This window comes from Marivirga tractuosa (assembly GCF_042140215.1).
Classification (GTDB): domain Bacteria; phylum Bacteroidota; class Bacteroidia; order Cytophagales; family Cyclobacteriaceae; genus Marivirga; species Marivirga tractuosa_A.
The window spans coordinates 3,018,457-3,033,276 of the sequence record NZ_CP159478.1 but is presented as its reverse complement, the minus strand read 5'-3'; the positions used below and the strand labels follow the sequence as shown (position 1 = coordinate 3,033,276).

17 protein-coding genes are annotated in these 14,820 nt (G+C 33.4%); 2 read left to right on the top strand and 15 right to left on the bottom strand.

Annotation, left to right across the window (positions count from 1 at the left end; all coding sequences use genetic code 11):
• Positions 1-130: 130 nt before the first annotated feature.
• Both ABWH96_RS13770 and ABWH96_RS13765 read left to right on the top strand, forming a co-directional pair.
• The gene (locus ABWH96_RS13770; RefSeq protein WP_375578103.1) at positions 131-1,228 is read left to right on the top strand and encodes an esterase-like activity of phytase family protein; all 1,098 of its coding nucleotides are present in this window, start codon (positions 131-133) and stop codon (positions 1,226-1,228) included.
• A 93-nt stretch (positions 1,229-1,321) separates the two neighbouring features.
• The gene (locus tag ABWH96_RS13765; RefSeq protein ID WP_375578102.1) at positions 1,322-1,702 is read left to right on the top strand and encodes a PH domain-containing protein; all 381 of its coding nucleotides are present in this window, start codon (positions 1,322-1,324) and stop codon (positions 1,700-1,702) included.
• Between the two features lie 29 nt (positions 1,703-1,731).
• Here ABWH96_RS13765 and gldC read toward each other — a convergent pair whose 3' ends face one another.
• The 15 genes from gldC to ABWH96_RS13690 all read right to left on the bottom strand — a co-directional run bounded on the left by gldC (position 1,732) and on the right by ABWH96_RS13690 (position 14,813).
• On the bottom strand, positions 1,732-2,070 hold the full coding sequence (gldC, locus tag ABWH96_RS13760; protein ID WP_375578101.1) for a gliding motility protein GldC: 339 nt from the start codon (positions 2,068-2,070) through the stop codon (positions 1,732-1,734).
• 36 nt (positions 2,071-2,106) lie between these two features.
• Complete coding sequence (locus tag ABWH96_RS13755; RefSeq protein WP_375578100.1) at positions 2,107-2,925, bottom strand: M48 family metalloprotease; 819 nt, start codon at positions 2,923-2,925, stop codon at positions 2,107-2,109.
• The gene (locus ABWH96_RS13750) at positions 2,925-3,587 is read right to left on the bottom strand and encodes a 3-oxoacid CoA-transferase subunit B (RefSeq protein ID WP_375578099.1); all 663 of its coding nucleotides are present in this window, start codon (positions 3,585-3,587) and stop codon (positions 2,925-2,927) included. Before ABWH96_RS13750 ends, ABWH96_RS13755 begins: the two co-directional genes overlap by 1 nt.
• 3 nt (positions 3,588-3,590) lie before the next feature.
• Positions 3,591-4,286, bottom strand: a complete 696-nt coding sequence (locus ABWH96_RS13745; RefSeq protein WP_375578098.1) for a CoA transferase subunit A — start codon at positions 4,284-4,286, stop codon at positions 3,591-3,593.
• 65 nt (positions 4,287-4,351) lie between these two features.
• On the bottom strand, positions 4,352-5,287 hold the full coding sequence (locus ABWH96_RS13740; protein WP_375578097.1) for a bifunctional riboflavin kinase/FAD synthetase: 936 nt from the start codon (positions 5,285-5,287) through the stop codon (positions 4,352-4,354).
• Positions 5,274-5,969 (bottom strand): tRNA pseudouridine(55) synthase TruB, encoded by a 696-nt coding sequence (truB, locus tag ABWH96_RS13735; RefSeq protein WP_375578096.1) that lies wholly within the window; start codon positions 5,967-5,969, stop codon positions 5,274-5,276. Before truB ends, ABWH96_RS13740 begins: the two co-directional genes overlap by 14 nt.
• A complete protein-coding gene (locus tag ABWH96_RS13730; protein ID WP_375578095.1) occupies positions 5,966-6,763 on the bottom strand; it encodes an undecaprenyl-diphosphate phosphatase in 798 nt (265 codons plus the stop codon). Before ABWH96_RS13730 ends, truB begins: the two co-directional genes overlap by 4 nt.
• A 2-nt stretch (positions 6,764-6,765) precedes the next feature.
• A complete protein-coding gene (locus ABWH96_RS13725; protein ID WP_375578094.1) occupies positions 6,766-6,975 on the bottom strand; it encodes a DUF3098 domain-containing protein in 210 nt (69 codons plus the stop codon).
• An 89-nt stretch (positions 6,976-7,064) separates the two neighbouring features.
• The gene (locus tag ABWH96_RS13720; protein WP_375578093.1) at positions 7,065-7,961 is read right to left on the bottom strand and encodes a cell division protein FtsX; all 897 of its coding nucleotides are present in this window, start codon (positions 7,959-7,961) and stop codon (positions 7,065-7,067) included.
• A gap of 119 nt (positions 7,962-8,080) precedes the next feature.
• A complete protein-coding gene (locus ABWH96_RS13715; protein ID WP_375578092.1) occupies positions 8,081-8,974 on the bottom strand; it encodes a hypothetical protein in 894 nt (297 codons plus the stop codon).
• Between the two features lie 2 nt (positions 8,975-8,976).
• Positions 8,977-9,525 carry an RNA polymerase sigma factor gene (locus ABWH96_RS13710; protein ID WP_375578091.1) on the bottom strand — a complete coding sequence of 183 codons (549 nt, stop codon included), beginning with the start codon at positions 9,523-9,525 and terminating at the stop codon, positions 8,977-8,979.
• Positions 9,526-9,666: 141 nt separating this feature from the next.
• The gene (pdeM, locus tag ABWH96_RS13705; RefSeq protein ID WP_375578090.1) at positions 9,667-10,314 is read right to left on the bottom strand and encodes a ligase-associated DNA damage response endonuclease PdeM; all 648 of its coding nucleotides are present in this window, start codon (positions 10,312-10,314) and stop codon (positions 9,667-9,669) included.
• Between the two features lie 4 nt (positions 10,315-10,318).
• Positions 10,319-10,750: a DUF2147 domain-containing protein gene (locus ABWH96_RS13700; RefSeq protein ID WP_375578089.1), complete on the bottom strand. Its 432-nt coding sequence runs from the start codon at positions 10,748-10,750 to the stop codon at positions 10,319-10,321.
• A gap of 39 nt (positions 10,751-10,789) precedes the next feature.
• Positions 10,790-13,219, bottom strand: coding sequence for a ligase-associated DNA damage response DEXH box helicase (locus ABWH96_RS13695; protein ID WP_375578088.1), 2,430 nt, complete (start codon positions 13,217-13,219; stop codon positions 10,790-10,792).
• Complete coding sequence (locus ABWH96_RS13690; RefSeq protein ID WP_375578087.1) at positions 13,212-14,813, bottom strand: ATP-dependent DNA ligase; 1,602 nt, start codon at positions 14,811-14,813, stop codon at positions 13,212-13,214. The genes ABWH96_RS13695 and ABWH96_RS13690 overlap by 8 nt, the downstream gene beginning before the upstream one ends.
• Between the last annotated feature and the right edge of the window lie 7 nt (positions 14,814-14,820).

The following is a 14,820-nucleotide window of genomic DNA, read 5'->3' as shown; positions in this document are numbered from 1 at the left end:
TCCTATTTTAATTTTAATAATTCTATCTATTAAAATATTGAATACTATTTAAAAAGTGTCTTTAAAAAGGCTTAAAGCATTTATTTTATATTAATTTTGTTCAAATATTTTTTAAGTTCTATTTAATTTTATGTTAAAGTACTTATTTTATGGTTTAATGTCATTTTTGATTTTAAACTTTTCTTGCACAACAACTGATAGCAAACAAATAAATTCTAAGGTTTCAATTCAATTTATTGATAAAATTGTAGTTGAAAATGATAAGATGATTGACAGCACTTACATAGGAGGTTTTTCTTCTATTGATTTTTTAGGTGACAGTCGTTATATAATTATTTCTGATGATCGATCTGAGTATTCATCCGCTAGGATGTATGAAGTAGAAATTGATTTTGATACTTCGGGAATAAATCAATATGAATTTAAAGAAACCATCTTTTTAAAAAATAAAGAAGGTGAAGTATTTGAAGAAAATGAACTTGACCCTGAATCCATAAGATATAGACCTTCAAGCAACTCCTTTGTTTATACTAGCGAAGGTGGCAGAACTAAATCATGGATCGATCCTTTTATCTGGGAAATAAATAGAAATGGTGAATTTCTTTCTGAGGTAAATGTTCCTGATATTTTCAATTTTAATGATAATAAGGGGTTAAGAGTAAATGGAGGTTTTGAAAGTGTCAGCTTTGAGAATGATACCATTATTTGGTATGCTAATGAATTACCTCTGAAAGAAGATGGTGAGGTTCCGGGTTTTGAAGAAGGAAAGTATCCTGTTCGGTTAGTACGTCATGACATCAAAAATGATGTTGTTCTCAATCAATATGCTTATAATATCAGTCCTTTAAACCAAAAACCTGATCCTGAAGATGCTTTTTACATAAATTCAGTGCCTGAAATATTATTTATAGAGCAGAATAAACTTTGGATAATGGAAAGATCCTATACTACTGGAGTCGGGAATTTTATTAAAATATTTGAAATAGAAATTATTAATGCTACTGATATCAAGCATATTGGTTCATTGGCCAATCAGAAATATTCTCCTGTTTCAAAAAAGCAAATAATAGATTTTTCTGATTACAGTCAAAAAATAGATAATATTGAAGGCATGACCTTCGGTCCAGATTTTCCTGATGGGAGAAAAAGTTTATTATTTGTATCCGATGATAATTTTAATGAAGGTCAGGAGACTCAGTTTTGGCTTTTTTCTGTTAATGGATTATAAAAATCAAATTGCTGGAGAGAGATAATTCTACATAAGTCATACCCTTTATTGATTTCCTCGTATTAAATATTGAATCTATTTAAATATAATAATATGGGACTTTTTTCAGCTTTTACTTCGAATTCGGGAGTTATCGAATCCGTTAAATTAGCAGAGGACTACAACAGGATACTTTTGAATTCTGAAGAAATTGAAGTAGGCTTCAAAATTAAAGAAGATACCTTTATTTTTACAAATAAGCGCTTAATTTATATTGAAGTGAGGAAAGGAGAAGACAGTGGCATTGAATATACCTCTTTACCTTATTCTCAAATAGCTAGCTTTGGTGTGGATTCCAAAAAATCATTTGATTCAAAAGCAACTTTAAAGGTTTGGATTAATGGTCAGCAATATCCGATTGTTGAAACAGAATTCAATAAGTCAGTCGATGTTTATGAAGTACAAAAGATTTTGGCAGGACATGTTTTGAAGTAAAAAAGGTGACCTAGTAGGCCACCTTGCTATTATTTTTGTTCTCTCATCTCTTTTTCAAGATGTTTCACGAGTTTCTCACAGAGCATATTCATTTCTTCTGCCATAAATTCATCTCCTGTTGAATTTAAGACACTTTGTGCCATTCCACCAAGACAATCTATATAAAACCTTTTCATTTCATCTACAGGCATGTCATTGGTCCATAAATCAATTCTCATGGAATTTTTCTGTACATGATCCCAAAGTGAAATGCTAATACTTTTTGTTTCCGTTAATTCCTCACCGGCATCAGTAGCGCTCCAATGAATTTTTTCAGGGACATTATCTTTATCTAAGTCTATTTCGAAATTAATGTTCGATTTTTTCATTATTACTATTTCAATCTGTTATTTATAAAACTTTAATTATTGAGGTAACATGTTTTTGAAATCCTCATATGATGCAGGTGCTAGGGGAGTGGTATCACAATCTATTTCATCTGCTTTTACATTTATATCTTCCACTCTATCTTCAGGGTCAGGATGCGTGCTTAAAAACTCAGGTGTGCCTCCTGTTTGACCTTCATCTAACAACTTTTGAAAGAAAGAATATGCACCATTACATGCATAAGGAGTATTAGCCAAATATTCTACTGACCTTTCATCTGCTTCTTCTTCAAAAGCTCTTGAGAAACTTAAACCTGCTGCAGTACCCGCAATTTGACCTGCAATCTGTTCAAGTTGACTTGGATTTTCTCCCGTTATTAATTGTAAAATAACATTTATGCCGTATTGCCTTTGGATATTTCTAGTAGTATGCCTTAAATCAGAATGAGCAACTTCATGACCCAAAACACCCATTAAATCATCTTCCTGATCTAAATATTTAATTAAACCTGTATAGACATATAAATAACCACCAGGCGTAGCAAATGCATTTAATACAGAATCATTTTCTATAATATGAATATCCCAGACAAACTCATCTTTATACTGTACTTCTCCAGATGTTAAAATGTAATCAAGAAGCTTGTTTAAATAAGTATAAGCTTCTGAATATTCAGCTTCATCTAAAATAGGGAATTGATCAGGGTCATTTTCAATTTCTTCTGCTACTTGAGCTCCTAATTCAACATCTTCTTCAATGGATGGTAATACAAAATTGTCATTTTTATCCTTACATGAATTGAATACCAATACCCCACATACTAATATTATATTTAATAAATTAAATCTGTTCATCATTAATCAATTTTCATTTCTGCTACGTCACCTTCTACTATCAATTTTCCTGCAGTTGCCTCTTTAATTTCATCTACTGAAACTCCAGGTGCTCTTTCCAGCAACTTAAATCCACCACCATCTTGTACTTCTAATACAGCTAAATTTGTCACAATTTTTCTGACACATTGCAATCCTGTAATAGGCAAGCTACATTCTTTTAAAAGCTTTGATTCACCGCTTCTACTAGTGTGTTGCATGGCTACAATAATATTTTTGGCTGAGGCCACTAAATCCATTGCTCCACCCATTCCTTTCACCATTTTGCCTGGAATTTTCCAGTTTGAAATATCACCATTTTCAGAAACTTCCATCGCACCCAAAATGGTTAAGTCTACATGTCCACCTCTAATCATGGCAAAACTTTCAGATGAGTCAAATAAAACAGAGCCATCTCTCATAGTGATGGTTTGCTTTCCAGCATTTATTAAGTCGGCATCTACTTCATCTTCGGTAGGGAATTGGCCAATACCTAGAAGACCATTTTCAGATTGTAATACAACATCCAATGCATCAGGAATATAATTGGCCACTAGGGTAGGGATGCCAATTCCTAGATTGATATACATTCCATCCTGAACCTCCTGAGCTATTCTTTTTGCTATTCCTATTTTATCTAGTGCCATATCTTAAGATCTTACAGTTCTTTGTTCAATTCTTTTTTCGTAATTCTTACCTTCAAAAATACGCTGAACGTAGATTCCCGGGGTATGAATCTCATTTGGGTTAAGTTCTCCTGCAGGAACTAACTCCTCAACTTCAGCAATTGTGATTTTACCTGCGGCTGCCATCATTGGATTAAAATTCCTTGCAGTACCTTTAAAAATCAAGTTTCCTGCTGTGTCACCTTTCCAGGCTTTCACCAAAGCAAAATCTGCAACTAAGCCTTTTTCTAACAAATACATTTTGCCGTCAAATTCGCGGGTTTCTTTCCCTTCAGCCACTTCAGTTCCAAATCCTGCTGGCGTATAAAATGCAGGAATTCCAGCTCCACCAGCTCTAACGCGTTCTGCTAAAGTTCCTTGAGGAATAAGCTCAACATCCAGTTCTCCTGACAATAGCTGTCTTTCAAACTCAGCATTTTCACCTACATAGGAGGAAATCATTTTTTTTACTTGATGAGTTTTTAGCAATAAGCCTATCCCGAAATCATCTACCCCAGCATTATTAGAGATACAAGTAAGCCCTTTCACTTTAGTATCTAAAAGTCCCTGGATACTGTTTTCCGGAATACCACATAATCCAAAGCCTCCTAACATTAAGACGGCATTATCTGGTACGTCTTTTACTGCTTCATTTGCATTTTTAACTACTTTATTAATCATATTTTTATGTTTAATACCAAGCTGATTACATATAATCTAACTCTAAGTTAACTAATTTAATTGTTTCAATGATGTTGATTAAGGATTTGCATTGCTTTTTCTTTATCCTTCTGTAATTGATTGCTCAATTCATCTTTTGAATCAAATTTTATCTCGTCCCTCAATCTTTTGATAAAGCTGATTTTGATTTTTTCTCCATAAATCTCATCACTAAAATCAAATAAATTGGCTTCAATTTTCTTTGACTTACCATCAACTGTTGGTCTGTAGCCAATATTGAGCATTGCTTTATATTGCTTACTTTTTATCTCGGCTATAACGGCATAAGCACCATCAGCAGGTACTAATTTGTAAGACTCTTCTATTTTAATATTAGCAGTAGCAAAACCTAGCGTTTTACCTATTTTATCGCCACTCACTACTTCACCATTGATTTCATAAAACCTGCCTAAAAAATCATGGGCTAACTCTACTTTTCCTGCATCAACTGCATTTCTTATTTTTGTAGAACTAATACCTACATCATCAATGGTTTGTTTGGATATTTCTTCCACTTGAAAACCGTATCTATCAGAATGTTTTTTTAAATGCTCAAATCCTCCTTCTCTGTCTTTCCCGAATCTATGATCATATCCAATCACTAATCTTTTGGTATGAAGAGCAGAAATGATAATTCTTTGAATAAACTGTTCTGAAGTCCATTGAGAAAATTCTTTTGTAAAGTTAATTCTAACAATATGGTCTAAACCAAGTTGAGCAAGAATTTCTGCTTTCTCATCAAAAGTGGTGAGCAGTTTCATATCCTCATGATTTGAACTCAAAACATACCGTGGATGTGGCCAGAAAGTAACTAGGGCAGTTTCACCATCTACTGATTTGGCTAATTCTATTATACGGCTGATTATTTCTTGATGCCCAAGATGGATACCATCGAAAGTACCGATTGTTACCACTGCATTTTTGATGCCTTCTAAATTTTCAAATCCGTCATGGACGATCATTTGTGTTGACTTTATTATTTTTCACAAATTCATTTAAGTTTTCAGCATCATCAACGGAAAAATCACCGATTTTTGTTCTTTTTAATGCTGATAAATAGGCACCTACACCTAATTTTTCTCCATAATCATGAGCTAAACTTCGAATATAAGTTCCTTTAGAGCAACGAACTCTAAAAGAAACGCGATTCTCATCAAAATCAGTAATTTCAAATTCACTGATAGTTACAACTCTTGATTTTAATTTAACTTCTTTTCCTTCTCTTGCCAAAGAATAGGCTCTTTTCCCTCCGGTTTTAACAGCTGAAAAAATAGGGGGAGTTTGTTCTATTTCTCCAACAAAATGCTGTGTTGCTTTATTTACGTCTTCTAGCTTTAGATGGTTAGTTTTACTTTGAAACTCAGGTTCGGTTTCTAAATCGTAAGAAGGGGTGGTATAGCCTAAGGTGAATTCTCCGGTATATTCTTTTTCTTGGGCCTGATATTTTTCAATTGATTTGGTCATTTTACCGGTACACAGAATAAGCAATCCTGTTGCCAGCGGATCCAAAGTACCCGCATGTCCGATTTTTTTTACTTTTAGAGCAAATTTTAGTTTTTTCACCACATCAAAGGAAGTCCAATTAAGTGGCTTATCAATCAACAGAACCTTTCCCTCATTGTAATCATTAATAATTTCACTCATATTAATTGACTTATAATGGCTATACTTCCTATAATAGCGCAATAGATTGCGAAATAGATCAATTTTCCTTCTTTTACAATTTTGATCATGGCTTTACAAGCGAATAAACCAGCAATAAAAGCCATTAGAAAGCCCATAAATAACACAAATCCACCTGTTTGATTTGCTGCTGCAGGTGCTTCAATATAATCTAATACTTTAAGAAAGGATGCACCTAAAATTGGGATTAAGACCATTAAAAACGAAAATCTGGCTGCTTTTTCTTTATTCACTCCTATCAGCAAAGCAGTAGCAATAGTAGCACCTGAACGTGAAATACCTGGTAGAATAGCAATAGATTGAGCTAAGCCAATTATGATGGCTTGCCAATATTTAACAGGCCCTCCTTGTTTGTCTTTAACAGTTTGAGTAAAGGCTAGTAAGATAGCCGTTACCAGTAACATACATCCCACCAATAATAAATTACCCGTAAAAAAGCTTTCTACTTGCTCTTCAAAGAAAACACCGATTATTGCAATAGGGATCATTGACAGGGCAATTTTCGCAGCAAAATCGTAGGATTCATTCCATTTGAATGTGAATATTCCTTTGAAGATATTAGCTATGTCTTTTCTAAAAACTATTATGGTAGATAGGGCAGTAGCGGCATGAACCAATACTGAAAATAATAAACTTTCGGAAGTATGAGCATTTAATAGAACTGCACCAATTTCAAGGTGTCCACTACTGCTAACTGGTAAAAATTCAGATAAACCCTGGATTATACCTAGGATAATAGCTTCTAATAATCCCATTTTTACTGCTTAGGCTTCTTTAGGATAGCAAATATTTCAATCATGAAGCCTATGAAGACGATAATAGGTCCAAGTGTTAATCCTAAAAACCCAAAGCCGTATTGCTCTTTATCTAGGGTCATGATAATGAAACCTATGATCAGTGTTAGTATTCCTGCAATCATCAAAATATAATTGCTTTTCCCGAATGCTAATTTCTTTTTTTCTGACATAAAAGTATTTATATGGTACCAAAAATATATTTAAACAAAATAATAAAGATTATCAGATACTTTTTACAACTTTTAATAAATGGTTTAATTTAATATAACTCATCTAAAGACATTGCCATATATTTTTGCATGGCTCTATATGTACTAAAACTTGCAATAAAAATACCTGTGATTAATAAACCACCTAAAATAATCAATAGCATTTCTTGATTTTGTAATTCAGCTAATCCTTCAAGTTTTTGACTTCCGTAAGTCAATAATCCAAATAGCAATCCTCCTGCAATAAATGCAGAAATAATCCCGTGTAATATCGAACGATAAATAAATGGCTTTCTGATAAATGCTTTAGTAGCACCTACCAATTGCATGCTTCTAATCAAAAATCTTTGAGAAAATAGAGCTAATTTGATAGTATTATTGATAAGAATTCCAATCACTATAAATAACAGAATGGATATACTTAAAAGAACGATACTTATTTTGGTAATATTTTCATTTATACTTTGAACCATATTATCGGTATAAATTACTTCAAAAACACCATTTATATTTTCAATGTCTTTTTGTACCGCTGCCATTTTTTCAGAGGAATGATATTCTGGAGAAATTTTCACGATATAAGCATCCTTTAATGGATTGTCTCCTAAAAATTGCATAAAATCCTCTCCAGTTTCTTCTATGAATTTTTCTGCAGCTTCTTTTTTAGAAATGAATCGAATGGGTTCTATATTTTCTTCATTGAGAACATATTCCCTTGAAGCTAAAGATTTACTGACCCTTAGTTGCTGAGGTTCAGAGAGATTTGATTGCAGATAAACCTGCATTTCAACATTTTGTTGAATAACTTTTGTAAGGGAAGTAGTTGTAGTAATTAGGAGAGCAAATAAACCCAAAATAAAAAGGGCTAATGTCATACTTAAAATAACACTAATGAAGGGATAGTGCCCTAATTTCTTCTTCTTTCTATATTTTTTCTCTTTGCTCATATTTGAAAGTTCAAAAATAAGAATTTATTTATGCTTAGCTTATTAAATTGGTAAAAAACCAAAAAAAGCTTTCCATTTTCATGAAAAGCTTTTTAGTATTTTTATCCTTAGGATTGAATTTATTCTTCCACTATAAGCTGAATTTCCATTTTCAGCATTTCGTTTTGAATTTTTCTTAATTCGGTTACTTCTGTCGTATTATCTTTTATGCTATATACTTCATCATTATGGCTTAAGAATAATTGCTTTTTGCCTTTATCATTCAATTCTATAATTTGATAAGGCATTTCATCAAAATCACCATAAAGATATAACTTTGAGTTAAAGTAACGATAATGGAAGTTACCCTTATCTTCTATAGCATCTAAGAATTCTATTTCTGTTTTATCAGCTCTATTATGAGCTACTTCACGACTTTCTAGATTCTCTAACTCTTCATCATTGTTTTGATTGGTGAAGAGTATATCATCTTCATATGACATCAAAGCTTGAGGCTGAACTTTAGCAGTTGCATCAGTTTCATTTTCAGCTACTTCAAGTTTCGTATTCTCTTCTTTTATGGTTTTTGCAGAATTTGTATTTAAATCCTTTTCCACTTTGACAACCATTTCTTTTTCAGCTAATTCAGGGAAACTAATTAAAGATGGATGGTTAAATACTATTTCATCATTTAAGCTAATGTCTACAGGTTTGATATTATTATCAAATGAAATTAATGACCAATATAAAACACTTCCAAATATGGTTACACCTGCAACTGTACCTGCTAGCCATTTCACAGCACTACCAGTTAAAAATCCTGTATGCGTAGGGAGGTCAATTGAGGCTAATCTTGATTTTAGTTCTAGTTTTCTGGCATTAGAAATTCCAGTAACAATGTTTTGTTGTAAATCGAATTCAGCTTTCACTAATGGATCTGAGTTGATTTTAGCATCAAGCATAGCTTTATCAGCAGGGGAGATGTTCCCCTCAAAATATGCTTCTATTAAGCGAAAATAATTGGTTTCACTCATAATTATTGGTCTAAAAAATCGCTGGCTTTGTATCTTGAACGAATTAGATCATCCAGCCTTTTTTTACATTTATATCTTTTTGTTTTAGCTGTATCGCTATTAGCAAGTCCCATTTTTTTAGCTATCTGATCCATTGATAGCCCATCAAAATAATGGTAACTTAATATTTGCTTACATGAATCTCCCAATTCATTTATGCAATCATGGATGATTTTCACCATCTCTTGATTTTCTAATTGGTTATATTCACTTTCTTCTTTATCACTGTCCTCAAATTTCTTTTTACGATCCAGTTCTTTTCTCCATAAGTTTTTACAAACACTATAAAGGTAAGTGCTGATTTTTGAGGTCAGTTCGAAATTAACATCCATAGCTTTTTGCCAAAAAACTATCAAAGCATCTTGAAAAACATCCAAAGCCTCTTGCTCTGTGCCGTTATTCCTCAAAATCATTCGCAACATCATCTTGTAGTTTTGCTCATAGAGGTAATCTAGAGCAGATTCATCACCCAGTTTGATGCGTTGTATAATTTGACTGTCTGTTAATTTCATTTGTTAATACTACTCAGAGTGATTTGGTAACCCCTGACTTGAAAATTATTATAATAATACGCAAAAAATTATAAATATTCGAATGTAAAAGGCTTTGATTTCTTACAAAGCAATAAGTAGTTTATGAATGAAGCAATTTCTTCAACCAACTTTTTTTACAGATTCATTCAAAACAGCAAAAATACTACTTGCTTTACTAGGTTTTATTTTTGCCAATCCTGTAAATCTTCCAAATGCAGGTAAGACCAATTGATTACCTTCCAGATAAAAGCAGGGAAGTTTTAAATAGGATCTTCCTTTTCCTTTTATGCTGATACCAGGATGGATATGCCCGCAAATATTTAAGTCTTCTTGCTTTAGTTCTTTTTTATCCAATGGATGATGACTTAAAACAAAAGGCGTTAGGTTAAATGGTTCCTCTTCAATTTTAAGATGGCTAAGTTTATAAACCGCATCATTTAAGATATCATGATTTCCTTTAATAAGAATGAATTCAATTGTTGGATGTTGTTCTAAGAATTCATTGAAGATATTCCATTCATGATTCAGGTCACTATGAAATAAATCGCCCAAAAAGAAAATTCTTTTCGGGCGAAATTTTGATATGATATTTTCAATCCGGTCAATTTCTGCTGTTATAATAGCCATAGGGACAGCAATACCAGATTTCCTGAAATGCGTAGTTTTTCCTAAATGGAAATCAGCAATAAATGCCGTTTGCTGTTTTGACCAATAAATGATTTTATCTTCTGAAAGCAGTAATTTTTCTCCTGCTAATTGGATTTCCAATTGATCAATTTACTTTTTCCCAAGTTTGAGTTCTGTAGAAAAAGGCAACATAACCTCTTACTTTCAATTCCTCACCTTCTCTCCAGATCACACAATCATAAGTTTCACCATCTTTTGGATCCATGATTTCACCATCTTCATACCTATCATCGCTATCATCCCATTCCATTCCACGGATGATTTCCATACCTATGATTTTTTTGTCTTTTCTGTCTCCTGGGCAAACATCACAAATTGGATCTTGCTCCTCATCTGGCCCTCTGAAAAGTTTGGTGATTTTACCATAAATCTTTCCATCTTTTTCATAAATATCTACTATACTCTTTTCTTTGCCTGTTTCGTCATCAATGGTTTTCCATTTCCCTGTAACCTCTGACTGCGCTAGTACACCAAAACTAATACCGATAAATAGTACTAATAAACTTATTTTTTTCATCTTTTATAAAATGGTTTAATGTCAAATGTAAAATTAAAATTATAAACTTTCTAATTGTAACTGCATTTTTGCCACTCTTTCTTCTATTGTTTCTGTAGAAAACTTTTCTCTTAACCTATCTACCATGATAGGAAATGCAAAAGGAGTGGGTTTACTGGTTTTATTATAAATAATTTTTTGATTGTTAATTTTCCTTAATGATTTTAATAACCTTTCTTCTTCCAATTGTTGTTGAATTACTTCTCTATGCGCTTGCTTTAACAATAAATTTTGTGGTTCATATTCAGAGAATACATCAAATAAAATAGATGAAGAAGCTTGAATATGTTTTTCTTTTATGTTTTTTCCAGGAAATCCTCTAAAAATCAAGCCAGAAATGGAAGCTATGTCTCTAAATTTTCGTTTCGCCATTTCGGTTTCGTTAATTCCCAATAAGATATCATCTTTTAAATTTTTTAGAGAGAATAAATCTAGTGATAATATTTCTTCAAAATCGAAAACATCATCTGTTAAGAGTTCAAAGCCATAGTCATTCATGGCAATGGAGAATGTGATAGGTTGGGAAACGCTAATCCTATAAGCAATTAAGCCTGCAAGTACTTCATGAATGAATCGACCTTCAAAAGGGAATATGAAAATATGGAAACCTTCTTTTGAAATAACTGATTCTATTAATAATTCATCAGCTTTAGGTACTATTGAAAGTTGCATTTGTCTTTCAATTAAAGGCTGGATTTTAAGAAGTTCAATTTCATCTAATACATTCTTTCTCAGCTTCTCAAGCTTTTGCCTAATGTGAAAAGATAATTGAGAGGAGAGAGGCATTCTTCCACCCATCCATTGTGGAATCTGACCAGTTTTTCTGTTACTTTTCTTAACCTGAACGGTCATGTCTTTTAACCTGACATATTCTAAAGCTTTACCTGAAAACCAAAACACATCACCAGGCTTTAATTTGCTAATGAAATATTCTTCGATGGTTCCAAGATGTCCTCCTTTTACATATTTTACATTCAATACCTGATCACCCACGATTGTGCCAATGGATAAGCGGTGCCGCATAGCCATTCTTTTGTTGAAGACTTTTACTTTTCCATCTTCTGCAATGGTTTTGTGGTATTCATCATATGCTGATAGACTTTCACCACCAGTTTTCAAAAAGCTTAAAAGCCAGTCCCATTCCTTTTTAGTTAATTTTTGATAGCAAAATGTGTTCTTTATTTGATTATAGAGTTTATCTGGCTCAAATCCATCACCCACGGCCAAGGTTACCATAAATTGTAACAACACATCTAAAGCCATTTGAATTGGGATTCTGGCTTCAAAATCCTTTTCCTGAATTGCAGTTCTTAAAGCAGCTCCTTCTATTAATTCTAATGAATGTGTAGGCAAGAAATAAATCTTGCTTATTTCCCCAGGTCGGTGGCCACTTCTTCCGGCTCTTTGCGCAAATCGAGCCACTCCTTTGGAACCGCCAACTTGAATAATAGTATCAACAGGACGAAAATCCACTCCTAAATCTAAACTGGAAGTACAAACGACTACTTTAATTTGTCCGCTATGAAGTGCTTCCTCAACCCAAGTCCTAATTTGATTATTCAAGGAACCATGATGCATGGCAATGGCTCCGGCTAATTCAGGGTCTTTATTCAATAATTGCTGATACCATATTTCTGTTTGAGAACGGGTATTCGTAAAGATTAATGTGGTTTTATTGGCGTGAATGATAGGTAGAACTTTATCTATTAGCTTAATTCCTAAATGCCCAGCCCAGGGATATTTTTCCACTTCATCAGGTAAAATAGATTCAATTTTGATTTCTTTATCCAGATTGGCACTGATGAATTTTCCGTCCCTTTCATCTGAACCCAGTAATACTTTTTGAGCTTCTGGCAAATTCCCAATCGTAGCTGAAATGCCCCATATTTTCAATTGGTTTTCACTTAATTCTTTAAAAGAAGAAAGTACTAATTCTACTTGAATTCCTCTTTTACTACCTAAAAGTTCATGCCATTCATCTACCACCACGGCTTCCAGATTTTTGAAATAATCCGTTGAGTTTTTCTGGCTTAACATCAAGTGTAAACTTTCGGGAGTGGTAATTAGGCAATCTGGAGGTGTTCTCTTTTGTCTTTGACGGTCTTTTGTGGATGTATCTCCCGTTCTGATTTCAATTTTCCAATCGAAGCCAAAATCATGAGCAGCCTCCTGCATGGCGGATTGAATATCTTTTGACAATGCTCTTAAGGGTAATATCCATAAGAACTTTAATCCCTTTTCTGGTTTTTGATTGAGTTTGGAAATCAAATAGCCAATCCAAAGTGCATAAGTTTTTCCGCTACCTGTTGGCGCATTAAGTAAGCCAGAATGGCCTTGTAGGAAATTCTCCCAAGTTTCAATTTGAAAGGGAAATGGTTTCCAATCCCTTTTTTCAAACCAATTGACACCTGCTTTTATACGCTTATCCATATTTTTCTAAGAGTTCTTGCAGGTCACTTAATTTATTGGCTTCAGAGATAGGTTTATCTTGTCTCCATCTTTTTATACGTGGAAATCGAAGTGCTATGCCAGATTTGTGCCTATTAGAAGCTTGAATGCCTTCAAATGCTATTTCAAAAACTAGTTCAGGCTTAACGGTTCTTACGGGACCAAATTTCTCTTTGGTATTTTTCTTCACAAAGGCATCCACTTTTTTCATTTCTGCATCGGTTAAACCGGAATAAGCCTTGGCAAATGGTATCAGTTCCTCTTCATTCCAAACTGCCAGCGTATAATCAGAATATAAATCAGCTCTTCTTCCGTGGCCTTTTTGGGCATAAATCATGACGCCATCAATGGTGAGGGGTGCAATTTTCCATTTCCACCAACTTCCTCTTTTCCTCCCAGCTTCATAAACGGAATCCTTTTTCTTAAGCATTAAGCCTTCTGTTTTTAGGCTTCTGGATTTTTTACGAATTTCAATTAATTTTTTCCAATCAGAAAACTCAATGCTTTCAGAAGCTAAAAGAATTGGATTATTAATTTCTGATAAAAGCTCCTTTAAAAGATGGTTTCTAAATGATAAGGCTTCAGTCCTTATATCTTTCCCTTGGTTTTCAATTAAATCATAGCAAATAAATACTACTGGAGCTTTTTTTAATAAGTTTTTGGTAATGTTTTTTCTTCCAATTCTGGTTTGTAACACTCCAAAGGAAAGGGGTTCACCATTTTCATAAGCGGTGATTTCTCCATCTAAGACTGTTCCATTGGGTAGTTTTTCAGCCATTTCTGCAAGCTCAGGGAATTTTTCAGTTACTAATTCTTCACCTCGGCTCCAGATGAAAACCTCATCATTTCTTTTAATAATTTGTCCTCGGATTCCATCCCATTTCCATTCTGCTTGCCATTCAATTGGGTTTAAATCTTTCTGGATATCCTCTGTTTTTATTGGATGGGCTAAATAAAAAGGATAGGGGCGAGAAGCTAAATCATTTTGGCTTTCTTCTAATATAAGTTCTTGGAATGTATAGTTTTCAGGGCTCCAATCACCCATTAATCGATGGGCAATAATTGCTTTATCAATTTCAAATGCTTCGCTCAAAGCCTTGGTGATCAGGTTTTGTGAAACACCTACTCGCCATCCACTAGTCATGATTTTAGTGAATACGAATCTTTCTTGTGAGTCTAATTCTTCATAAATGATTTGAAGCTGCTGTTTTTTCTCTTCAATACTTTTTTCTCTAAGGCTAATTAAAGTTTCTATATAGTAGGAGAGAGGATTATCAACTTCTTTGTTCTCTACACCATTGGAAGTTAACAAAAGTGCAATGGTTTCCGCTAAATCACCCACTACGTGATAAGATTCCTCAAAAAGCCATTCTGGTATTTGGGTCCATTCAGTTACCCATTCTTTGAGCAAACTTGTATTAACAGTTCTTTTAGGTTTCCGATGGGTGAATAGTGCCAACGTCCAGATTTTATCTTGGTCATTGGCTAAATGAAAATAGCTTTTTAAAGCATTGACCTTATCATTGGTTTTATTGCTTTGATCTATTGATGTTATAAGGTGTGCAAATTCTTTCAAGTCGGAA